The 23,180-nt window shown below is 42.3% G+C and carries 21 protein-coding genes; 15 read left to right on the forward strand and 6 right to left on the reverse strand.

Features of this window, described 5'->3' with window-relative positions; all coding sequences use genetic code 11:
* Positions 1-2 precede the first annotated feature (2 nt).
* From lpxD to lpxA, 3 genes are read left to right on the forward strand one after another with little or no spacing between them, the layout of a single operon-like run.
* A complete protein-coding gene (lpxD, locus tag PJ15_RS01590; RefSeq protein WP_047427163.1) occupies positions 3-1,073 on the forward strand; it encodes a UDP-3-O-(3-hydroxymyristoyl)glucosamine N-acyltransferase in 1,071 nt (356 codons plus the stop codon).
* Positions 1,074-1,079: 6 nt separating this feature from the next.
* On the forward strand, positions 1,080-1,565 hold the full coding sequence (gene fabZ / locus PJ15_RS01595) for a 3-hydroxyacyl-ACP dehydratase FabZ (protein ID WP_004772011.1): 486 nt from the start codon (positions 1,080-1,082) through the stop codon (positions 1,563-1,565).
* Positions 1,562-2,350 carry an acyl-ACP--UDP-N-acetylglucosamine O-acyltransferase gene (gene lpxA / locus PJ15_RS01600; RefSeq protein ID WP_004772012.1) on the forward strand — a complete coding sequence of 263 codons (789 nt, stop codon included), beginning with the start codon at positions 1,562-1,564 and terminating at the stop codon, positions 2,348-2,350. Before fabZ ends, lpxA begins: the two co-directional genes overlap by 4 nt.
* A gap of 46 nt (positions 2,351-2,396) precedes the next feature.
* Here lpxA and PJ15_RS01605 read toward each other — a convergent pair whose 3' ends face one another.
* Positions 2,397-3,329, reverse strand: a complete 933-nt coding sequence (locus tag PJ15_RS01605) for an AraC family transcriptional regulator (protein WP_032810588.1) — start codon at positions 3,327-3,329, stop codon at positions 2,397-2,399.
* Between the two features lie 189 nt (positions 3,330-3,518).
* Here PJ15_RS01605 and PJ15_RS01610 point away from each other — a divergent pair, with 189 nt between their 5' ends.
* Together PJ15_RS01610 and gorA are read left to right on the forward strand one after the other, a co-directional pair.
* Positions 3,519-4,763, forward strand: a complete 1,245-nt coding sequence (locus PJ15_RS01610) for an alkane 1-monooxygenase (RefSeq protein WP_047427165.1) — start codon at positions 3,519-3,521, stop codon at positions 4,761-4,763.
* Between the two features lie 159 nt (positions 4,764-4,922).
* Positions 4,923-6,275, forward strand: a complete 1,353-nt coding sequence (gorA, locus tag PJ15_RS01615) for a glutathione-disulfide reductase (RefSeq protein WP_047427168.1) — start codon at positions 4,923-4,925, stop codon at positions 6,273-6,275.
* A gap of 74 nt (positions 6,276-6,349) precedes the next feature.
* Here the strand turns inward: gorA and PJ15_RS01620 are convergent, their stop codons facing one another.
* From PJ15_RS01620 to paaZ, 5 genes are all read right to left on the reverse strand, one after another.
* On the reverse strand, positions 6,350-7,549 hold the full coding sequence (locus PJ15_RS01620; RefSeq protein WP_047427170.1) for an acyl-CoA dehydrogenase family protein: 1,200 nt from the start codon (positions 7,547-7,549) through the stop codon (positions 6,350-6,352).
* A gap of 15 nt (positions 7,550-7,564) precedes the next feature.
* Positions 7,565-8,851 carry an acyl-CoA dehydrogenase family protein gene (locus PJ15_RS01625; RefSeq protein WP_171248567.1) on the reverse strand — a complete coding sequence of 429 codons (1,287 nt, stop codon included), beginning with the start codon at positions 8,849-8,851 and terminating at the stop codon, positions 7,565-7,567.
* A 388-nt stretch (positions 8,852-9,239) separates the two neighbouring features.
* Positions 9,240-10,652 carry a spinster family MFS transporter gene (locus PJ15_RS01630; RefSeq protein ID WP_047427175.1) on the reverse strand — a complete coding sequence of 471 codons (1,413 nt, stop codon included), beginning with the start codon at positions 10,650-10,652 and terminating at the stop codon, positions 9,240-9,242.
* Between the two features lie 417 nt (positions 10,653-11,069).
* Positions 11,070-11,360: a DUF1330 domain-containing protein gene (locus tag PJ15_RS01635; RefSeq protein ID WP_047427178.1), complete on the reverse strand. Its 291-nt coding sequence runs from the start codon at positions 11,358-11,360 to the stop codon at positions 11,070-11,072.
* 88 nt (positions 11,361-11,448) lie between these two features.
* The gene (paaZ, locus tag PJ15_RS01640) at positions 11,449-13,551 is read right to left on the reverse strand and encodes a phenylacetic acid degradation bifunctional protein PaaZ (RefSeq protein ID WP_047427181.1); all 2,103 of its coding nucleotides are present in this window, start codon (positions 13,549-13,551) and stop codon (positions 11,449-11,451) included.
* Positions 13,552-13,816: 265 nt separating this feature from the next.
* Here paaZ and paaA point away from each other — a divergent pair, with 265 nt between their 5' ends.
* The 10 genes from paaA to paaK are packed head-to-tail and all read left to right on the forward strand — an operon-like array spanning position 13,817 to position 23,132.
* Complete coding sequence (paaA, locus tag PJ15_RS01645; protein WP_047427184.1) at positions 13,817-14,755, forward strand: 1,2-phenylacetyl-CoA epoxidase subunit PaaA; 939 nt, start codon at positions 13,817-13,819, stop codon at positions 14,753-14,755.
* Between the two features lie 34 nt (positions 14,756-14,789).
* Complete coding sequence (paaB, locus tag PJ15_RS01650; protein ID WP_005230234.1) at positions 14,790-15,080, forward strand: 1,2-phenylacetyl-CoA epoxidase subunit PaaB; 291 nt, start codon at positions 14,790-14,792, stop codon at positions 15,078-15,080.
* Between the two features lie 12 nt (positions 15,081-15,092).
* Positions 15,093-15,848 (forward strand): 1,2-phenylacetyl-CoA epoxidase subunit PaaC, encoded by a 756-nt coding sequence (gene paaC, locus PJ15_RS01655; protein WP_047429112.1) that lies wholly within the window; start codon positions 15,093-15,095, stop codon positions 15,846-15,848.
* Positions 15,849-15,864: 16 nt separating this feature from the next.
* The gene (gene paaD / locus PJ15_RS01660; protein WP_047427188.1) at positions 15,865-16,365 is read left to right on the forward strand and encodes a 1,2-phenylacetyl-CoA epoxidase subunit PaaD; all 501 of its coding nucleotides are present in this window, start codon (positions 15,865-15,867) and stop codon (positions 16,363-16,365) included.
* A 23-nt stretch (positions 16,366-16,388) separates the two neighbouring features.
* Positions 16,389-17,450: a 1,2-phenylacetyl-CoA epoxidase subunit PaaE gene (paaE, locus tag PJ15_RS01665; RefSeq protein WP_047427191.1), complete on the forward strand. Its 1,062-nt coding sequence runs from the start codon at positions 16,389-16,391 to the stop codon at positions 17,448-17,450.
* A 10-nt stretch (positions 17,451-17,460) separates the two neighbouring features.
* On the forward strand, positions 17,461-18,234 hold the full coding sequence (locus PJ15_RS01670; protein WP_047429114.1) for an enoyl-CoA hydratase-related protein: 774 nt from the start codon (positions 17,461-17,463) through the stop codon (positions 18,232-18,234).
* Positions 18,234-19,025: a 2-(1,2-epoxy-1,2-dihydrophenyl)acetyl-CoA isomerase PaaG gene (paaG, locus tag PJ15_RS01675; RefSeq protein WP_047427194.1), complete on the forward strand. Its 792-nt coding sequence runs from the start codon at positions 18,234-18,236 to the stop codon at positions 19,023-19,025. Before PJ15_RS01670 ends, paaG begins: the two co-directional genes overlap by 1 nt.
* Positions 19,026-19,027: 2 nt before the next feature.
* Positions 19,028-20,566, forward strand: a complete 1,539-nt coding sequence (locus PJ15_RS01680; RefSeq protein WP_047427196.1) for a 3-hydroxyacyl-CoA dehydrogenase — start codon at positions 19,028-19,030, stop codon at positions 20,564-20,566.
* A 12-nt stretch (positions 20,567-20,578) separates the two neighbouring features.
* A complete protein-coding gene (gene pcaF / locus PJ15_RS01685) occupies positions 20,579-21,790 on the forward strand; it encodes a 3-oxoadipyl-CoA thiolase (protein ID WP_004772034.1) in 1,212 nt (403 codons plus the stop codon).
* 52 nt (positions 21,791-21,842) lie between these two features.
* Positions 21,843-23,132 carry a phenylacetate--CoA ligase PaaK gene (gene paaK, locus PJ15_RS01690; RefSeq protein ID WP_047427199.1) on the forward strand — a complete coding sequence of 430 codons (1,290 nt, stop codon included), beginning with the start codon at positions 21,843-21,845 and terminating at the stop codon, positions 23,130-23,132.
* Positions 23,133-23,180: the final 48 nt, after the last annotated feature.

A 23,180-nucleotide genomic window follows, 5' to 3' on the forward strand; every position in this document is an offset into this window, starting at 1 on the left:
CAATGAATAGACGTACTTATCGTTTAGAAGAAATTGCTCACCTTGTCAAAGGTGAGTATTTCGGTGCACAAGATTTTCAGATCTCGGGCTTGGCAAGTTTAGAACATGCGCAAGAAAATCAGATCTGTTTTGTGAATGGCGACAAATATCTCGCACAGGCAGAAGCAAGTCATGCGGGTGTGTATATCGTCACAGCTTCACTTAAATCACAACTGATCAATAAACAAAACTTTATTGTTGTCGATAATCCTTACTTAGCTTTTGCGACTTTAACGCATTTATTTGAAAAAAAGATTGCCCAACGCGGTATTGAAAGTACTGCCAAAATTCATCCATCTGCCATGATTGCCGATGATGTGTATATTGGACATTATGTCGTGATTGGTGAAAATTGTGTTGTTGGTAACAATACAATTATTCAGGCACATGCTTTTGTTGATGATGAAGTCGAAATTGGTAAAGACTGTTTTATTGATGCGCATGTGACGATTACAGGTGCTGCAAAACTGAAAGATCGTGTGCGTATTCATGCCAATACTGTTATTGGTACGGAAGGTTTTGGTTTTGCACCGTATCAGGGTAAGTGGCACCGTATTGCACAACTGGGCTCGGTTCGTATCGGAAATGATGTTCGAATTGGATCAAATTGTAGTATTGACCGTGGTGCTCTAGATGACACAATTCTGGAAGATGGTGTCATTATTGATAACCTTGTGCAAGTTGCTCACAATGTACACATTGGTGAAAATACGGCCATCGCTGCAAATTGTGGGATCGCAGGGAGTGCCCGGATTGGCAAAAACTGTATTCTAGGTGGTGCATCAGGGGTGGTTGGACACCTTACAATTGCAGATAATGTGACACTTACTGCAATGTCAATGGTCACAAGAAATATTTCTGAGGCTGGAACGTATTCTTCTGGCATGGGACTTTTTGAAAATAGTCACTGGAAAAAGACGATTGTACGTCTCAGACAATTAGCAGATGTGCCATTGACCCAAATCACTAAAAGGCTTGATCATATGCAAGCTCAATTAGAGTCCCTTGAATCAACCTTTAAGTTACGTAAATAATTTATTATGACTGAGTCTACATCTCCAGCATTTACGATGCCTGAATTACCAATGGATATTCTTACCATTCGTGAATATTTACCCCATCGTTATCCATTTTTATTAGTTGATCGCGTTACGGAAATAACTGAGAACAGTATTGTCGGTTATAAAAACGTCTCGATTAATGAAGAGTTTTTCCAAGGGCATTTCCCGACTTATCCAATTATGCCTGGCGTACTAATGATTGAAGCATTAGCGCAGGTTTCTGGAATCTTGGGTTTTGTCTTAACTAATCAAAAGCCGAAAGCAGGTTCACTGTTTTTATTCGCAGGTGCAGAAAAGATCAGATTTAAAAAACAAGTTGTTGCAGGTGACCAGCTTGTCTTAAAATCTGAACTTGTGATGCAAAAACGTGGCATTTACAAGTACAATTGTACTGCTAGCGTTGATGGCATTGTTGCTGCAACGGCAGAGATTATTATTTCACACCAGAAAATTGAGCAGACATGAGTAGTCAGAATTTAATACATCCCACAGCAATTATTGACCCGTCTGCAGAAATTGCATCTGATGTACAAATTGGTCCGTATTGTGTTGTGGGTCCAAATGTAAGTATTGACTCTGGTACAAAATTACATTCACATGTTGTCATTGGTGGTTTTACGAGAATTGGTAAAAATAATGATATTTTCCAGTTCTCGAGTATTGGGGAAATTTGTCAGGATTTAAAATATCAAGGCGAAGAAACCTGGTTAGAAATCGGTGACCATAATTCGATTCGCGAGCATTGTACTTTGCATCGTGGTACGGTTCAGGATCACAGCCTGACCAAAATTGGTAGCCATAACCTGTTAATGGTCAATACGCATATTGCCCATGACTGTGTTATTGGTAACCATAATATTTTTGCTAATAATGTTGGTGTTGCAGGGCATGTCCATGTCGGCGATCACGTGATTGTCGGTGGTAATGCGGGTATTCATCAATTCTGCAAAATCGACTCATATAGCATGATCGGTGGTGCAGCGCTTATCCTTAAAGACGTACCTGCCTATATCATGGCCTCTGGTAATCCAGCGCGTGCTTATGGTATGAATATTGAGGGGATGCGTCGTAAAGGATGGTCTCGTGATACGATTCAGGGTTTACGAGAAGCTTACAAGCTGATCTATAAATCTGGTTTAACCACTGAACAGGCGATTGAACAGATTCGTAACGAAATTCTGGTCAAAACACCTGAGGCTCAGCTATTCATCGATTCATTAGAACAGTCCACACGTGGTATTGTGCGTTAATCGATAATGCAAAGCAAAAAAGACACGATAGTGTCTTTTTTTATGCTCAATTTTCTTCTTCTACAAATTGTTGTCGATATTGTTTAGGTGAATGCTCAAACGTGCGTTTAAAGGCTTGGCTAAAAGCCGTTTCTGAGGAGTAACCCACTTTATTGGCAATCTGTTGTATTGAGTGATTGCTTTTACGCAGATATTGACTTGCCAGACGCATGCGATGCTGCTGTAAATAGGCGAGAGGTGATTCACCAATCACTTCGTGGAAGAGGCTGGCAAACTTGGAGCGTGACATACAGCATTGTTCTGCCAATGATTCAACCGTCCAAGCATCTTCGGGGTGGTTATGGATGGCCGCCAGACTATTGCTGAGTTCTGGATGATTTAAGGCACTGAGCCAACCATGTTGAGTTGAGATTTGTTGAATATGATCTCGAATACATTTGATTAATAAGATATTCACGAGATGATCGATGATGATATCGCGGCCTGCCTGAATATTTTGTGTTTCTAAGGCAAGGAAATGTAAGCCAATTTGTAGCCATTCTGGTGCATTGGTATCTCCGTGCTGGAGATGAATAATGGGTGGTAAGGCCTGAATAAAAGGACGCGCCATAATAGTGTCAATCTGGCAGCGTACCGTCAGAATGAGATTTTTTTCGGGTGATTGTGTGCCGAATTCGATGGCTTCTTCTTTATGACCATCGAACAATTTTGAAATATCAACGGCATCGACCAGTTTGGTAATCGCATTATCTGCACCTGTATGGGCTTTCCCTGAAGAAATCACCACAATTTCGCCCGCATGTGCAGTTAAACTATTTTGTGCATCAATTTGAATAAAAACAGAACCAACTAAAACAATATGAACAATTAAGGCGCTTTGATCTTGGCAGATAAAACTCCATTCTCCTTGAGTTTTCAAGTAGATATATTCAGTGTGATTTAAATGAATATCAGCAAATATTTTACTTAAAGCATCCATATGATTTTTTAACGATGTATTCATTTAAATTATAGAGAGCTGTACCAATAACTCAATATGTGTTTATAGGACAAAAACAGGGAGGATGATGCCAAAGACTTTGACATAGCTTTTTTGGACGCTTGCAACTGTCATGAATTCCATAATTCCTCAAAATATACTTATATATACAAAGACATGGATTCGATGATGAATGCGCCAGTAAATGTTGAGCAAGAACTTACGCCAGTAAGCATTCCAAAGTCAAAAACTCAGTTGGATCGGAAACGTTATTTATGGGCCATTAGCCCAGCTTTGCCTGTAATCGGAATTGGTATTTTGGCAGGTTATCAATTTGCACCACGCCCATTGAAAAAAATCTTTGCTTTAGGTGGTCCAATTGTTTTACACATTGTGATTCCAACAATTGATACGATTATTGGGAAAGACGCCAATAATCCAACCGATGAAGATATTAAGCTGTTAGAAAAAGACCCATATTATTCTCGGTTGGTAAAAAGCTTTATTCCACTACAATATGCAGCCAATGTTTATGCATGTTATTTATCAAGCCGTAAAGAAACCTCTTTCATTGATAAGATTTTTCTTGGTATTTCAATGGGTGCAATTAATGGGATTGCCATTAATACTGCACATGAGCTAAGTCATAAATCTGATCGTATTGACCATATTCTTTCGCATTTGGCGTTGGTACCAACAGGGTATAACCATTTCCGTGTTGAACATCCTTATGGTCACCATAAACGTGCTGCGACACCTGAAGATCCAGCATCTTCACAAATGGGTGAAACATTCTATGAGTTTTGGCCACGTACGGTCATTGGCTCTTTCAAATCAGCAATTGAAATCGAAACGACGCGTTTAAAACGTAAAGGCAAAGAGTTCTGGTCAAGGGACAATGAATTGCTACAAGGCTGGGGCATGAGTGCCGCGTTTCATGGCTCAATGGTTGGTCTGTTTGGTAAGGGGGTAATTCCTTATTTAGCAACACAAGCGTTCTACGGAATTAGTTTGTTTGAAATTATTAACTATATTGAACACTACGGCCTAAAACGTCAGAAAGACAAAAATGGCAAATATGAGCGCACCATGCCTGAGCATAGCTGGAACAATAATAATATTGTGACCAACTTGTTCTTGTATCAATTACAGCGCCATTCAGACCATCACGCTTATCCAACCCGTCCATTTCAGGCATTGCGTCATTTTGATGAAGCACCTGAGCTACCGAGTGGTTATGCAAGTATGTTATTACCTGCTTTGATTCCACCATTATGGTCAAAAATGATGGATAAGCGTGTCTTTGATCACTATAAAGGTGACTTGAATAAAGCCAATATTTATCCAAAACGTCGTGCCAAACTGTTTAAGAAATTTGGTGTGGTTGACCAATCATTAAATGAAGTTTCTACAGAACAGGTAGCAACTGCATAATCCAAAAAAACATTGCAAAAGCAGGACACTGTTGAATCATCATCAGTGCCTTTTTATTTTCTTGTATTAAAACTTTAACCAAGTACAGATTTTGCATCTTCTTGCTGTATATCTATGTATAACTTAAGAATAATCTTATAAGCAATTTATGAGGCAAAGATGACAAAACATTATGATTATATTGCAATTGGTGCTGGCAGTGGTGGCATTGCATCAGTGAATCGTGCTGCCATGTACGGGAAAAAATGTGCCTTAATTGAGAAAGCTGAGATCGGTGGAACCTGTGTTAACGTGGGTTGCGTGCCTAAAAAGGTGATGTGGTATGCAGCTCATGTGGCTGAGGCCATCCATAAATATGGTCCAGATTATGGCTTTAACAGTAAAGTAGAATCTTTCGATTGGCAGACTTTAATTAAGAATAGACAGGCTTATATCGATCGGATTCATCAGTCCTATCAAAATAGCCTAAGCAAGAATCAGGTTGATCTTATTCATGGCGCGGCTCATTTTATTGATAAAAATACCATCGAAGTTAACGGTGAGAAATTCACGGCAGATCATATCTTGATTGCAACTGGGACACAGCCGTCATTACCAGATATTGAAGGTGTTGAATATGGTATTGATTCGAACGGTTTCTTTGAGCTTACAGCTTTACCTAAAAAAACGGCAGTGATCGGTTCGGGGTATATTGCGGTTGAGTTGGCGGGTGTACTCAATGCTTTGGGTTCGCAAGTCGGATTGTTTATTCGTAAGGATTTACCCGTAAGACGCTTTGATTCATTTGTCAGTGAAACATTGGTTGAGGTCATGCAAACTGATGGTATCAGCGTACATACCCAAGCTGTACCTAAGAAAATCACAAAAAATGATGATGATTCCGTTACTTTACATTTAGAAAATGGCGAAACCTATACGGTTGATTGCTTAATCTGGGCAACGGGGCGAGAGGCAAATACTGCGAGTTTGAATCTGGATAAAGCCAATGTTCAACTGGATGAGCGAGGCTATATTCAAGTCGATAAATTCCAGAATACTTCACAGCAAGGCGTGTATGCGGTGGGTGATATTACAGGGAAAATGGAACTGACTCCGGTTGCTGTGGCTGCTGGGCGGAGACTCTCTGAGCGATTATTTAATCATAAACCAGAGGAGCACTTGGATTATGACAATATTCCAACCGTGGTATTTAGTCATCCACCCATTGGCACAGTGGGGATTACTGAAAAAGAAGCCATTGAGCAATACGGGCAACAAGCTGTAAAAGTGTATAACTCATCCTTTACTGCGATGTACAGCGCCATTACACAACATCGTCAGCCGACTAAAATGAAGTTAGTCTGTGTGGGTGAAAATGAAAAAATTGTCGGTATCCACGGTATCGGTTTTGGCATGGATGAGATTCTGCAAGGTTTTGCGGTGGCTTTGAAAATGGGTGCAACCAAGAAAGATTTTGATAATACTGTTGCCATTCATCCAACCTCAGCAGAAGAGTTTGTGACGATGAGATAAAACATTATTTATTAAAATAGAAAGGACGTGCTGAACACGTCCTTTTTCTTCGTATTGAATAAGTAAAGCAACAATTATTTCAATTCACTAGATGATTTACCCAATTCACGACGGGCAATAATCAATTGCTGAATCTGTTGTGTACCTTCAAAAATATCCAGAATTTTTGAGTCACGTGCCCATTTTTCCAGTAATTCATCTTCGCCATAACCGACACTGGCAGCCAGCTCGACGCATTTTAAGGTAATTTCATTGCCAACACGACCAGCTTTCGCTTTGGCAATCGATGCTTCTTTTGAATTCGGCTTTTTATTGTCGGCCATCCAAGTTGCTTTAATCATTAACAAACGGGCGGCTTCCCATTCGGCTTCCATTCGATAGATTTGCGCAGCTAAATTTGAAGTTTGTAAATAGGGTGTTTTGTAGTCTGGATCAAGCTGATCTTTGAAGATTTCTTTAATTCGCTCTAATGAGGCTTTGGCACAACCAATTGCCATTGCCGCAACCAGTGGGCGGGTATTGTCAAAGGTTTCCATCACGCCAGCAAAGCCTTTTGCCACATCAATCTCAGGATTACCTAATAAATTGGCAGCAGGCACACGACAGTCAATAAAGCTAATCACCGCAGTATCTGAAGCTTTAATTCCGAGTTTATGTTCTAGACGCTCAACCTTCATTCCAGGTGTGCCTTTGGGTACCACGAATGATTTAATTGCAGCACGACCTAGTTTTTTATCTAATGTTGCCCACACTACCACCGAGTCGGCACGTTCACCTGAGGTGACAAAGATTTTTTCACCATTCAGGATATAGTCATCACCATCTTTGGTTGCTGTAGTGCGAATTGCTGCTGAGTCAGAACCACAACCGGGTTCTGTGATCGCCATCGCTGCCCAAGTGCTTTTGAAGCGTTCTAACTGTTCATCATTGGCAACTGCTGCAATGGCAGAGTTGCCTAAACCTTGACGAGGCATACTCAGCAACAAGCCTGTATCGCCGTAACACATTTCAATAATGCCCAGCGCTGCTGACATATTGCCGCCATTTACAACGGTATTTGGGTTTACCGTGCCGCGTTTACTGGCATTGGCTGCACCGACACCTTCGCCACTTTCATTCATGCCATCCAGTAGAGCAGCAAGCATGTCCAGTTCTTTCGGGTAAGCATGTTCGGCTTTGTCATATTTACGGGAAATAGGTCGTAAAACATTCAGTGCAGTTTCGTGTGCCTGATCCACCAGCATTTTGAATTTTTTCGGATTTTGTAAGTTCATTATTGTTCTCCAAAATTAAGCATGTAAGCCAGAATGTAGGATTGCAGTTGCACGAAGGTCGCGATACCAGCGTTCAACAGGATGCTCCTTGGTAAATCCATGTCCGCCCAGAATTTGTACGCCATCAGTACCTATTTTCATGGATTTTTCAGCACAGAGCAGGCGAGCAAGATAAGCTTCACGATGGAACGGTTGTCCAGCTTCTGCCAAGCTTGCAGCATTGAGTACCAGCATACGCATGGCATCGATTTCAATTGCCATGTCCGCAATCATGAAGGCTACACTTTGACGATGTGAAATAGGTTCACCAAAGGCTATACGCTCATTGGCATATTTAATACAGTAGGCTTTGATGGCTTCACAGGTTCCAACAGCCATGGCACACCACATCAGGTTGCCTAGATCGACAAAAGCGGTGTAATCAAAATCGCTGTCACCTAAACGTAAAGCGGGGGTCTGGTTGAATTGCAGTGTTGCGGTTTCAGCAGCTTTTAAACCCATCGCTGGATTGGCTTTGATGGCAATACTTTCATTGGATTGCACCACGAAAATATCAGGCTGACCGTTAAATTCTGCACTAACCAGAAAGACATCCGCGGTATCGCCTAAAATTACTAAGGTTTTTTCACCAGTAATATAGAATTGTCCATTGGCTTCTGTGGCTTTGGTCTTTAACTGAAATGGGTTAAATGCGGGTGTTGCTTCTTGGAAGGCAAAACTTGCGGTGACATCGGTATCTTCAGCAAATACAGGTAAATACATGGACTGAACTTGAGTAGATCCCCAACGGGTTATGGCATTGATCACGCTGAAAGTACTCAATAGACCCGCAGTCAGGCTGAAATCACCTTTTGCTAGATTTTCTGCAATCAGGATATTGCTAACAATTTTTTTTTCTGCTGCAACGCCCCCCAAGGCTTCTGGAAGCGCGTAGTAGTTTAAACCCAGATCGACCAGATGTTGCCAGAGTTGTTCTGGAAACTGGGCGTAGTGATCCGCATCATGTGCCAGCGTATATAAGACTTCTTCTGCAAATTGTGACATCGCGTCAACGGTCATTTGCTGTTCTTCGGTCAGGCTGAGATCAAACAGATTTTTGTTGGTCTGATTCGGGAGACGTTGTTTATCGATGGGTTGAGGCTTAAATGCTTTTTGAGTTTTATTAAGTACCTTAAAGCCTGTTTTTGAACCTTGATATAATGATTTTTCTACAAATTTTCTTAATTTGAGTTGATCAAGTACTTCGCTTCCTGCGATTTTTGTGATCAAAGATAGCCCAAACCCTTGAGCCTTATTCATCATATTCGACATGGTTATATCCTGAAGGATGGTTGTAAAATTATGCTGACATGCTCCTGATCAAAAGACTATGTCTTGTTTGACATGCAGACTGGAGAAAGATAAAGGGTAAAATGCCTATTTAAAGTTTTGTAGGTTTTTGTTTTTTATGTATTTTAAAAAATATCAGAAAAATAATTTTTAAAAAAATTGACCAAAATGACAAAGTTTAAGTTTAGCTGATTGAAAGTTGGCAAAAGTTCCAGTCTGGAATCATTTAGTTAGATGGATTCGCCAGTCAAATTTTTTATTCAGATTTAGAAATATGTTATTCCAGATAGCGTTGTTATTTGAGCAATTAGATTCAAGCCTTCCTTAAACTACAAATAAGAAAGGCCTGAAGTAGACTGTTTTAATTTAGTTTTTCAAGCAGGATGCTTTCCCGATAATATTTGCATCCTTTAAACAGCAAGAAAACACCAATTATTCCTGCAATCGCATTCACAATCGAAATGGAGTTTCCAACCATCACTGTATTTTCAAAATACTTATCAGTTAATAACGCGACTGCTGTTGTGCCAACACCTAATGCAATTAGATTAGAGATAAGCAAAAATTTGGCTGAAACCTGAGCGCGTAATTGATTTGGAGTGAGCATTTGGGTGGCCGCTGCCGAGGCGGGAATTGGAAAAGTTGAGAAGAACATGGCGATAAAAATTAGGCCAAAGGATAGATACATATTATCAACTTGAGTGAATAGAACACTTGGAAGTACAAGCGCGGCACAGCCGATCATACCTGCTCGAATGGCAGCATCGCTATATCCTTTTTTAGAAAAATAATCGATTAGCCATCCACAAAATAATGCGCCTGCGGTATTGGCAATTAAAATGATAATCCCGAGGATATAACCTGTTTGGCTGGCATCTAAACCAAAGTGACGCATATAGAATGCAGGCGCCCAGCCCAGCAGTGAGTACAGCATCATGGTATAGAAAGAAAAACCAATAAAATGACAAAAGAAAGTTTTTTTGTGGGTTTTGATAAATGCAATGGAGTTTTTAAACGATGCCTGTATGACTTGTCCATTCTGATCCAGCTTTAAACCTTTACGTTTAGGTTCTTTCACCGTCAGAATCATGACTAGAGCCAGCAAAACACCTGGTAATCCTACGATGAAAAAGGTGAGTTGCCATGTTTTTAATTGTCCGATCACAGGTAAAACGACCATATCCACATTTTTTAACAGGCTAATCACATAACCGCCAATCAGAAAGGCCAGACCTGAGCCAATGAATGCCCCAATCGCATATAAACCTAAAGCACGTCCCAGTTTTTCCTTGGGAAATAGGTCTGTAACGATCGAATAAAATGCTGGTGATAAAGCGGCTTCGCCCGCACCGACACTTAATCGGGCAATAAACATTTGGATAAAGTTTTTACTCAAGCCGCATGCTGCTGTTGCAAGACTCCAGAAGGCGATGCCAATAGAAATAATCTTGATTCGTGATTTTTTGTCTGCAAGCGCAGCAATCGGAATGCCCATAAAGGCATAAAATAAAGAGAAAGCCAGACCTTGTAATAAGCTGAACTGCGTGTCAGTTAACATGAGATCTTGTTTAATCGGTTCGATCATTAAGGACAGAATCTGGCGATCTACAAAAGAAAGAATATAAGCCACCATACAGATCACGACGACATACCATTGATAGCCGAAGCTTTCTTGGGTATGAAGTTCTTGCTCTTTCTGTACCGTATGCTCGGGTGAGTGATTGGTTTCGTGCTCATTCCTGCCGAGCATATTTTCTAGGTTGTTATCATTCATTGTGCATCTTCCTGTGATGACTGGGATTTTAAATTGATACTTTTTTATTAAATTATTTTTTTTTTGATATCGTATGTTTATTTATATAAAGTTTTAATTGATCAAGCAATACACAATTAAAATAAAAGTGAAAATTACTCGAAAGAATAAAGAAAATGGATAAATATTTTAGAAATATGAAGGTTGAGGAAATGGTTTTATACAAGATAGGACTTATTTATTAAAGGTTTATCGTGGGGTTGGTGGGGTTAATAATTTGTTGTTATTATGAGTTTTAAAATAACTGTATTATGGATTGTGCTATATTTTTATTATGATGCATACAATCTAACTCCTCCCGTCTATAATAAAAGAAGGATAATTAAAAATATGATTCAATTTTTAAATTTTAGATAATTTTTTAGTTTGATAATTAAATCAGCTTAAACCTTCTGTCAAAATCATAATATATTCACCTGCCAAATCACGATGTTTTTTGGCTTGTTGATAGGCATCACTGTGATACCAGTTTTGTGCTTCCTGCATCGTGCTAAATTTGATAATTGCAACGCCATCAGTTTCAATATTTTCCAAAGCAATAGATTGCCCATAAAAAACGATAGGTTCAGCATTGAAGCCTTGGCTGGCTTGGCGTGCCAACGTGGTATAGGTCTTCATTTCATCTTGGTTTTTTAATTCTTTACGAATCAGAATGATATAGGCACTCATGGATTTTCCTGAATAGAACTTATTTTTAGGATTCTAAATTTTTAAAATGATTGATGGACACCTGATCGTATCCATCAATCTGTATAATTTAAGCTGCGCGTGCAACCAAAGTTAAAATATCATAAGTTGCCACCAGTTCATCACGCTGATTTTTCACCTTGATATCCCAAACCACCACACCATGCTCCGGTTGAGAGGGGTCTTTTTGTGGCTTTGGTGTTTTTTGTTTGCAGGTCAATTCAACTCGGATTGAATCACCAATTTTGACCGGTTCGACAAAACGTAAATTATCCATACCATAATTGGCAATCACCGGGCCTTGAGCAGCATCAACAAATAAGCCTGCTGCTGCTGAAACAATGAAGTAGCCATGCGCAACACGCTCACCGAAGAAAGAATCTGCCGCAGCGATTTTGTCGGTATGGGCATAGAAATAGTCACCACTGAGGCAAGCAAAATTGACAATATCTGCTTCAGTCACGGTACGGCGTGCAGTCAGTAAACGTTCACCAATCACCAGTTCATCAAATGATTTTTTAAATGGATGAACTCGGTCTTCATTAATATTTGAACCCGCCGTCCATGAATGGGTGACTTGCGTTAGGCTATTCGGTGAACCTTGAATCGCTGTGCGTTGCATATAGTGTTTGACTGCACGAATGCCGCCAAGTTCTTCACCGCCACCCGCACGACCAGGCCCGCCGTGTACAAGATGAGGCAGTGGAGAACCATGTCCCGTACTTTCTTTGGCTGACTCTTCATCCAGAATATGAACACGACCGTGCCACGGTGCAATTTTCAGGATGATCTGTTCAATATTTTCATCCGTATTTTTCACGACGGAGGCCACCAGACTGCCTTCACCACGCGCCACCAGATCAACAAGTTCATCAATGGATTGATAAGGCATCAAGGTACATACAGGGCCGAATGCTTCAGTGGTATGTACTGAGATGGCTTCTAATGGTTTGTCGCAGCGCAAGAGTGTCGGTGGAAAGAAGGCGCCTTTGTCTGGATGATCTGCATTAAATTTAAATGTGCTATCGCCACCAAATACAATTTGGGCTTCTTTTGCCAGTTCAGCAACTTTGGCTGCTACATCCAGTTTTTGTTTAGGACTAGCCAAAGCACCCATCGTCGTGTCAGGTTTTTGTGGATCTCCAACCACGACTTTTGCCAGTTTGGCGCTCAGCTTTTGCTGAACTTGTTCAAGCAGAGCATGAGGAACAAAGGCACGGCGAATGGCGGTACATTTTTGTCCAGCTTTGGTGGTCATTTCACGAAACACTTCACGTACAAACAGATCTAGCGTTGCTTCATTCGCTTCTGGACTGAGAATCGCGCTATTGACCGAATCTGCTTCCATACTGAATGGAATGGAGTATTTATTTAAGTGCGGATGATTGCGAAGCTTTTGTCCTGTATAGGCTGAACCTGTAAAGGTGACGCAGTCTTGAGGGCCTAAATAATCAAAAAGATCATAAATTTGACCACAGATCAGTTGTAGCGAACCTTTGGGTAAAATACCCGTTGCAACAATCGCCTCAACCACGGCTTGAGTCAGTTGAGCGCCTTCAGTTGCAGGTTTGACAATACAAGGCACACCAGCCAAGAGCGTCGGCGCAATTTTTTCCAGCATGCCCCAGATAGGGAAGTTAAAGGCATCGATATGCACAGCAACACCAGCTTTAGGGCTTAAAATATGCTTCGCGCCAAAAGTGCCGTTTTTAGAGAGCTGAATCCAGCTATCTTCAGTGATAATTTTTTCATCATTCAGTTCACGGCGCACCAGACTTGAATAGGCGAATAAGGTCTGAATCCCGCCTTCGATATCAATCCAGGCATCTTTACGTGTCGCACCAGTGGCATGAGCCAAGTTATAGAACTGTTCTTTTTGCTCAAATAAATGTTGGGCAATTTGCTTTAAGGCATTGGCACGTTGATGAAAAGTCCAGTTTGCCAGTTCAGTACCATTTTGCTTGGCATATTGCACGACCTGTTGCATATCGATGCCATGACTACTGACGCTATAGATTGGGGTACCAGTAATTGCATGTACAACGGTACGTGTCTCTTCATGACTTGAATGCCAGATTCCATAGACATAAGACGCCAGTTTGGTTAACTGCTGGCTTGAGCTTTGTTCTTTAATATCCGTGGTCGCTTCTTCTAGATGTGCTTGTTCAAGCATGATCAAACTCCATTTTTATGTGATACATCAATTATAGAAATACTTAAAATATGATTCATAATTTCATATTGATTGCGCTAAAAGTCAACCTTATTTTGTTTTTTAGATTGAATAAAATTTTTATTAATTTAATTAATATTAACTAAATCAATTATTTGAATTTGATTTTGTGGTGAATTTTAATTTGATACAAAAATATCTGTTGACTTTGTTTTGTGTGTATCGAAAAATGGATTCATGGATGAAATTCTCAAGGAATTGACACATGGAAAATAATTATCAGAAATTTGAGCACAACATTGCCAATGACATCACCATCGAAGCCAAAGATGAAATGCCTGAGGCTTATCGTAAAACCTTGATTCGTCAGATTGGACAGCATGGTCATTCGGAAATTGTCGGGATGCTGCCAGAAGGCAACTGGATTACCCGTGCACCAACGTTGAAACGTAAAGCTGTATTACTGGCAAAAGTTCAGGATGAGGCAGGGCATGGTCTTTACCTTTACAGTGCAGCTGAAACCTTGGGTGCAGACCGTGATGACATGATGGAAAAATTGATTGATGGAAAAATGAAATATTCATCGATCTTTAATTATCCAACGGTGAGCTGGGCCGATGTGGCGGCGATTGGCTGGCTGGTGGATGGCGCTGCGATTGTCAATCAGGTGGCTTTATGCCGGACCTCTTATGGCCCTTATGCGCGTGCCATGGTGCGAATCTGTAAAGAAGAAAGTTTCCATCAGCGTCAGGGTTTTGAAGCCATGATGGCATTGGCTGCGGGATCTCCTGAACAAAAACAGATGGCGCAAGATGCAGTGAACCGTTTCTGGTGGCCTGCATTGATGATGTTTGGCCCAAGCGATGAGCATTCTCCAAATAGCGCACAAAGTATGGCATGGGGAATCAAGCGTTTTAGTAATGATGAATTGCGCCAGAAGTTTGTCGATAACACCGTACCGCAAATCTTACAGCTTGGCTTGACCGTGCCTGATGCGGATTTGAAATGGGATGAGGAAACTGGTCATTACAGCTATGGCGAAATTGACTGGCAAGAATTTAATGAGGTGATTGCAGGTCGTGGGCCTTGTAATCATGAACGGATCGAAGCACGCCGCAAGGCTTGGGAAAATGGCAAGTGGGTGCGTGATGCAGCTGTTGTCTACGCCAAAAAACAGCAGAACCAAGTCGGTAAAGTCGCTTAAAACAGAATTGATGGAAAAATTTAAGGATATCGCAATGGAAAATAAGAACAATTGGTCGCTTTATGAAGTGTTCGTGCGGAGTAAGCAGGGTTTAAGTCACCGTCATGTTGGTAGTTTAAGAGCACCTGATGATGAGATCGCATTACAACATGCACGTGATGTGTATACCCGCCGCAATGAAGGTATCAGTATCTGGGTGGTGCGTTCGGAACTGATTAAATCTTCGCAGCCAGATGAAAAAGCCGAGTTTTTTGAACCTGCATTGGACAAAGTCTATCGTCATCCGACTTTCTATCATATCCCTGATGGCATTGAGCACATGTAAGGGAGTATGCAAATGAATAACACGGTTTTATCGAAGTTTTTATTACATATCGGCGACAGTCAACTGGTGTTGGCACAACGTCTGGCCGAGTGGTGTGGTCATGCGCCTGAACTTGAAATTGATATTGCATTGGCCAATATCGGTCTGGATTTACTGGGACAATCCCGAAATTTTCTGACTTTGGCAGGACAATACGAAGCTGAAAAACGTGATGAAGACCAATTGGCTTATTTCCGTAATGAACGTGAGTTTTTGAACTTATTGTTGTGTGAACAACCGAATGGTGATTTTGCGCAAACCATCGTACGTCAATGGCTGATGGATCATTACCATGTATTGTTATTAACGGCGTTAACCCAATCCGAAACGCCAGAAGTCGCGGCATTGGCGGTGAAATCTTTAAAAGAAGCCAAGTATCACATTCGTTTCTCAACCAGCTGGATGGAACGTTTAAGCCTCAGCACGGCAGAAGCACATCAACGTGTACAACAGGCATTAGACAATTTGTGGCGTTTTAGCGCTGAACTGTTCGAGTTGACTGCGGAAGAAAAAACACTGGTTGAGCAAGGCATCATTCCTGATTTATCCAGCGAAAAAGCACAATGGGATCAGGTCGTAGCTGCCGAACTAAAGCGTTTTGAATTGAGCATTCCTGCAAATGGTGCCTACCGCCGTGGTGCCAAACAAGGTTTGCATACCGAGCATCTGGGTTATCTGTTGGCTGAAATGCAATCCATTCAACGCAGTTATCCTGAGATGACTTGGTAAGGCAAGGAGTGTCGCTATGCACATGATTCGTCATTGTATTGATCAATGTTGGGATGTTTTAGAAAAGGTCAGCGATCCAGAGATTCCAGTGCTGTCAGTGGTGGATTTGGGCATGATCCGTGGTGTGGAGTTGAATGAACAGCAAGAAATTATTGTTCGATTGACACCAACTTATAGCGGTTGTCCAGCTACTGACCTGTTAAAAGCACAGATTGTCGAAGCACTGGCAGCAGAAGATTTGATTCCCGCAAAAGTCATCATTGATCTATCAGAAGCATGGACCACGGACTGGATGTCGGACGCAGGTAAACAGAAACTGCAAGCCTATGGCATTGCGCCACCAGAAGGTACGGCACAGCAATGTGGAACGCATGTTCATCTGAGTGATGGCGTGGTGTGTCCTCATTGCAAGAGTCGTAAAACCCGACTGTTAACCGAGTTCAGCTCCACCGCTTGCAAAGCCTTGTACAAATGTCAGGACTGTCTTGAACCCTTTGATTATTTTAAATGTATTTAAAGTCTTGGATAAGGAAATCAGCCATGAGCCAATTTATTCCATTAAAAGTAAAAACAATTACACCACAGACTGATCAGGCGATTTGCATTGCCTTTGATCTGGCCGCAGAACAACAGCAACAGTTTCAATTTCAGCCAGGCCAGCATCTCACTATTCGCCATTTAACCGAAGCGGGGGAAATTCGCCGTTGCTATTCAATCTGTAGTTATGCGCCAAAAGAAGACATCAGCATTGCAGTCAAAAAGATTGAGCAGGGCCAATTTTCCAATTGGGCCAATGAGCATTTAAAAGTGGGTGATGTACTGGAAGTCATGCCACCACAAGGTGTGTTTTTTCAGAAAGCGGCACGTACGGGTGGTCAAGCCTATTTAGGCATTGCTGCGGGCAGTGGAATTACCCCAATTCTTTCCATTATTAAACAGGTGTTATTTGAGCAAGAGTCGGCAAATTTTACCTTGGTATATGGCAATCGCTCATGGAAACAGACCATGTTTTCCGAGCAGATTATGGACCTGAAAGATCAGTTTAAAGAACGTTTCCAACTCATCAATATCTTCTCGCGGGAGTTCAACGACAGTGAACTGCTGAATGGTCGTATTGATGAAAATAAGCTCAAGCAGTTATTTGAACATGACGTATTAGAGACAGACTTTGATCATGTGTTTGCCTGTGGCCCTGATGAAATGATGGATACCGTCGAAAGCCTGTTACCTGATTTGGGGATTACGAAAGAGCGCATTCATACCGAACGTTTTAACACAGGTCATATCCGTAAACGTCCAGCGGAAGCCGATGCCAATCGTAAGGAAGAAAAAGTCAACATCGTGCTAGATGGACGAGAGCTGATTGTTGCGGTTGGACAAGAGGACGAAAGTATTCTCGATGCTGCATTACGTGCAGGTGCAGATTTGCCTTATGCCTGTAAAGGTGGCGTATGTGCCACCTGTCGCTGCAAGGTACTTTCAGGTGAAGTGGATATGTTCCTGAATTATAGCCTTGAAGATGATGAGGTGGAAAAAGGCTATGTACTGAGCTGTCAGACTTTACCCAAAGGCGCGAATGTGCGTTTGAGCTTTGATGAGTAGAGAAACAGCGATGCAAACATTGATTCAGGTAGAAACACCACTTGAGGGTGTCATGCTGCTGAGCCTAAACCGTCCAGAAAAACGCAATGCTTTGAACAACGCCACCTTACAGTGTTTATGTGATTTGCTGGAACAGGCTGAACACGATCCTCAAGTAAAAGTGGTTGTGTTAACGGGAAATCGCAATTGCTTTGCTGCAGGTGCCGATCTGAGCGAATTGGCAGTAATGGATGCGGTGTCCTTACAACTCGATATTCGTCCAAAGTTATGGCAGAAGATCGATGCGTTTACTAAGCCAATCATTGCAGCAGTGAATGGTTATGCCTTGGGTGCTGGATTTGAACTGGTTCTACATTCGGATATCGTGATTTGTGGTGACAATACCAAATTTGCTCTGCCTGAGATTGGTTTAGGGATGTTACCGGGTGCAGGTGGCACACAACGTTTAGCACGTTTGGTCGGCCAGCAGCTGACCATGCGCTGGGCAATGACGGGTGAAATGATCTCCGCCAAGCAAGCACAGCAGCATGGCATCTGTAGCGAGGTGGTGCCCGTCGCACTCACGGTGGAATATGCCATTCAATTGGCAAGTAAGATTGCCAAACAAGCGCCTTTAGCGATTCGGGTAATCAAGCAATCGATCAAAAGTATTCATGAGACAACATTAAGTCAGGGACTGAAATCCGAACGGCAAAACTTTGTCTGGTTGGCAGCAACCAAGGATCGGAATGAAGGCATTAGCGCATTTTTTGAAAAAAGAAAACCAATCTTTAGAGGTGAGTGATGGACTATAAAAATATTATTGTTGAAGAAAAAAATGGTGTGGGTTATTTAACCTTCAATCGTCCACAAGCATTGAATAGCTTTAACGTGGACATGCACCGTGAGGTGGCTGAGGTTTTGAATCTTTGGGTAAAAAAACAGGACGTTCGCTGCATCGTGATCAGTGGTGAAGGTCGAGGTTTTTGTGCAGGACAAGATTTAGGTGACCGTGTGGTTGATCCGAATGCCGCTGCACCAGATTTAGGGTATTCGATTGAAACTTACTATAACCCGCTGATTAGAACCATTGTAAATATGCCAAAACCTGTCATCTGTGCGGTGAATGGCGTGGCGGCAGGTGCAGGTGCAAATATCGCTTTGGCGTGTGATCTGGTGATTGCAGCTAAATCTGCCAATTTTGTACAGGCGTTCTGCCGTTTAGGTCTGGTACCTGATTCGGGTGGAACATGGTTCCTGCCACGCGCAGTCGGTCACGCACGTGCCATGGGGCTTACTTTACTCGGTGATAAATTACCAGCTGAAACTGCCAAAGAATGGGGCATGATCTGGGATGTTGCTGAAGATGCAGAATTAAAAACAAAAGTCACTGAGTTGGCAGAACGTCTCGCGAAACAGCCGACTTTTGGTCTTTCCTTGATTAAAAAAGCCATTCATCAATCCCCTAATCATAGCTTTGATGAGCAAATGCACTTGGAACGAGACCTACAGCGTATTGCAGGTCGTTCAGAAGATTATCGTGAAGGCGTACAAGCTTTTATGAATAAGCGTGAGCCAAACTTTCAGGGGCTTTAAGCATGACTCATCTGGATTTATCTGATGCCCGCATTGCCGTTATTGGCTCTGGAACCATGGGCATCGGGATCGCCCAATTAGCGATTATGAATGGTCATTCAACTGTTCTCTACGATCTTGATCGTGAAAAGACCCAGCAGGCGGTTGAGGGATTGCATCAGACTTTTGCTAAACTGGTTGAAAAAGGCAAGATAACAGACGAACAGGCTCAACAGGCATGTTCACGTTTAAGCATTGCTGATGGTATAGAAGATTTGGCTGATGTGAATTTGGTGATCGAGGCGGTGGTTGAAAAACTGCAAGTAAAGCAGTCTTTGTTTCAACAGCTTGCAGCTATTTGTAACGAACACACTATTTTTGCCACTAATACATCTTCAATTTCAGTGACTGCGATTGCGGCTGGGATTCCACAACCTGAACGTGTCGTGGGCCTGCATTTCTTTAATCCTGCGCCAGTGATGAAACTGGTCGAGATTGTACAAGGTTTAAAAACACCAGCAGGATTATGTCAGGCGTTAAAAACTTTGATGCTGAACTGGAAGAAGATTCCAGTGCTGACCAAATCAACACCAGGTTTTATCGTGAATCGTATCGCCCGTCCATTCTACGCAGAAGCATTTCGTGCTTTACAGGAACAGGTCACAACTTATGACCAGCTGGATTATGCCTTAAAGCAGTGTGGTGGTTTTGCGATGGGGCCGTGTGAACTCACCGATTTGATTGGGCAGGATGTGAATTTTTCTGTTACCCAAAGTGTCTATGAAGCGTTCTTTTATGAGCCGCGTTATCGTCCAAGTTTGATTCAGAAAGAGTTGGTCGATGCAGGTGCATGGGGACGGAAGTCAAAGCAAGGTTTCTATCACTATGATGAAAAAAATCAGTATTCGACTTTTCAGCCTCAAGCCATTACAGCGACAGCCTTTCAGGCACATGTTCAGGTCAAAGGCGCATGGTCTCAATTACCTGAACTATTAAAACGTCTAGCGCTGAATGGTGGGACTGAAAATGAAGAAAACATCATTCAGATGGATGATATTGATCTACGGTTAAGTCAGGGTGAATCTGTCAACCTGAACTATCTAAGCCGTAAAACGGTATTAATGGATTGGCATCATGATTTTTCAAAGTCGCAAGCCGTAGTGCTGAGCCACAACCAGTTGTGTCAAGCCGATGATCTGGCAAAAGTTGAGGCATTTTTTGCTCAATATCAGATGCATGTGATCTGGATTACAGACCATCCTGCATTATTAACTTTACGTACCCTTGTCTTGCTGATCAATGAAACCTGTGAAGCCAGTCTTCACGGTATTGCCAGTATGGAAGATATTGATAATGCCATGAGATATGGTGTCAATTATCCTAAGGGGCCGTATCAATGGATGATGCAATTGGGCGCGCAGTATGTGCTGCAAACGCTCAATAATTTATATGCCATTTATGGCGAAGAAAAATATCGTGCAAGTCTTTATCTCAAACAATACGTGGCACAGCAGCAAAGCGTAACGGCCAACGATTCAAAAGATTTAACCGCATTTGCATAAGCAGGAGTGATCATGGAAGACGTTTTTATTTGTGATTTTATTCGTACCCCGATTGGGCGCTATGCAGGGTCCCTAAGCTCGGTACGTACCGATGATCTTGCTGCATTGCCTATCAAGCATTTAAAAGAAAAACACGCACATTTACCGTGGCAGGATTTAGATGAAGTATTTTTAGGTTGTGCCAATCAGGCGGGCGAAGACAATCGCAATGTTGCACGTATGGCAACCTTATTGGCTGGATTACCAGAAGCAGTTCCTGCCATGACAGTGAATCGACTCTGTGCTTCAGGACTGGATGCAGTGGGTTTGGCAGCACGTTCGATTAAATCGGGTGAATCACAGTTTGTATTGGCAGGTGGTGTCGAGTCCATGAGCCGTGCACCTTTTGTACAAGCCAAGCAAACTGAAGCTTTTGGGCGTAGTCCTGAAATATTTGATACGACCATTGGCTGGCGTTTCATCAATAAAAAGATGAAAACACAATATGGTACAGATAGCATGCCGGAAACGGCTGAACATGTGGCTGAAAAATATCAAATCAGCCGACAGGATCAAGATGCTTTTGCAATTCGTAGTCAACAAAAAGTGGCTACGGCACAGCAAGCAGGTTTCTTTGATGAGGAAATTTTGCCAGTTGAATTGGTGGATCGTAAAAAGAACATCACAATGTTTGCCCAAGATGAGCATCCTCGTGCAGATACCAGTCTGGACAGTTTGGCGAAATTGAAAGCACCATTCCGTAAAGAGGGTGGTTCAGTTACAGCAGGCAATGCATCAGGTGTAAACGATGGCTCGGCGTGTGTTTTACTCACTAACCGCCAATTTGCAGATACGCATGGTTTAAAACCTTTAGCTCGTGTGGTGGCGATTGCCAGTGCAGGGGTTGAACCGAAATATATGGGTATTGGCCCAGTCCCAGCGGTACAAAAATTATTGAAACAAACGGGTCTGAGTCTGGATCAAATGGATGTGATTGAGCTAAACGAAGCTTTTGCTGCCCAGTCGCTAGCTTGTATGCGTGAGTTAGGCCTGAAGGATGATGATATACGTGTTAACCCCAATGGTGGCGCAATTGCACTGGGTCATCCTCTCGGCATGAGTGGCACGCGTTTGGTAATTACTGCCACCAGAGAATTGAAAAGACGCCAAGGGAAGTACGCGCTTTGCACCATGTGTGTCGGTGTTGGGCAAGGTGTCGCCCTGATTTTAGAAAATGTAGCTTAATTTAATTGAAACGAAACGGTTCGAATAATATAACGAAATAGGAGAGACGGCAGTGGATAGCCTCATTACAGAAGACGTAGAAAAAATGACGCTTGCGGAGTTACGAGCGCTTCAAACCAAACGGTTAAAAGAAACATTGAGTAATGTTTACACCAATAGTCCTGTGTATAAGAAAAAGTTTGATGATGCTGGTGTGCATCCAGATGATTTCGTCACACTGGATGATCTGGCCAAATTTCCATTTACTACCAAACAGGATTTACGCGACAACTATCCATTTGGCATGTTTGCCGTTCCGCAAGAGCAGATTGTGCGTTTACATGCCTCGTCAGGCACCACAGGTAAACCAACCGTCGTTGGCTATACCCAAAAAGACATCAATACTTGGTCGGATATTGTTGCGCGTTGCTTGCGTATGGCGGGTTTGAGTGCCAAAGATATGATTCAGGTGGCGTATGGTTATGGCCTGTTTACTGGCGGTTTGGGTGCGCATTATGGTGCTGAACGCTTAGGCGCAACTGTGATTCCGATGTCAGGTGGTCAGACAGAGAAACAGGTGCAACTGATTCAGGACTTTAAACCAACGGCAATCATGGTCACGCCATCCTATTGCATCAGCATTATTGAAAAGCTCGAGCAACAGTTGGGCAGTGCGCGTAATACCTCATTAAAAGTTGGTATTTTTGGAGCAGAGCCGTGGTCGAAAGAGTTACGCCGTGAGATCGAAGAGCGCCTGAATATCAAAGCACTGGATATTTATGGTTTATCTGAAATTATGGGCCCTGGTGTTGCCATGCAATGCCTTAATGAAGGTGACGGACTAACCATTTGGGAAGATCATTTCTATCCTGAAATTATTAATCCTGAAACTGGTGAAGTGTGCAAAGACGGTGAGCTGGGCGAACTGGTATTCACCACCATCACCAAAGAAGGTTTGCCAATCATCCGTTACCGTACCCGTGATTTAACCCGTTTATTGGCGGGTCAGAATCTCGTCATGCGCCGTATGGACAAGATCGTAGGGCGTAGTGATGATATGCTGATTATTCGTGGTGTGAACGTTTTCCCGACCCAGATCGAAGAACAGATTTTACAAGTTCCAAGTCTGGTGCCAAATTATGAAATTCTGGTGGCGAAAAAAGGACACATGGACACTTTGCATATCCGTACCGAAATGTGCCATAACTGTGACATGCAGGCGCAGCAACTGGCTCAGCAGTTAATGCAACGTATTAAAACCATGATCGGGATTTCAGTAACGGTAGAGGTGGTGAATGAACTGACTTTGCCGCGCTCTGAGGGGAAAGCAAAACGCGTTATCGATATGCGCCAGATTGCTTAACATTATGATCATTCAGGGTATAGAATCTATATCCTGAATCTTAAACGC

The organism is Acinetobacter sp. neg1, assembly GCF_000788125.1.
Lineage (GTDB): Bacteria > Pseudomonadota > Gammaproteobacteria > Pseudomonadales > Moraxellaceae > Acinetobacter > Acinetobacter vivianii.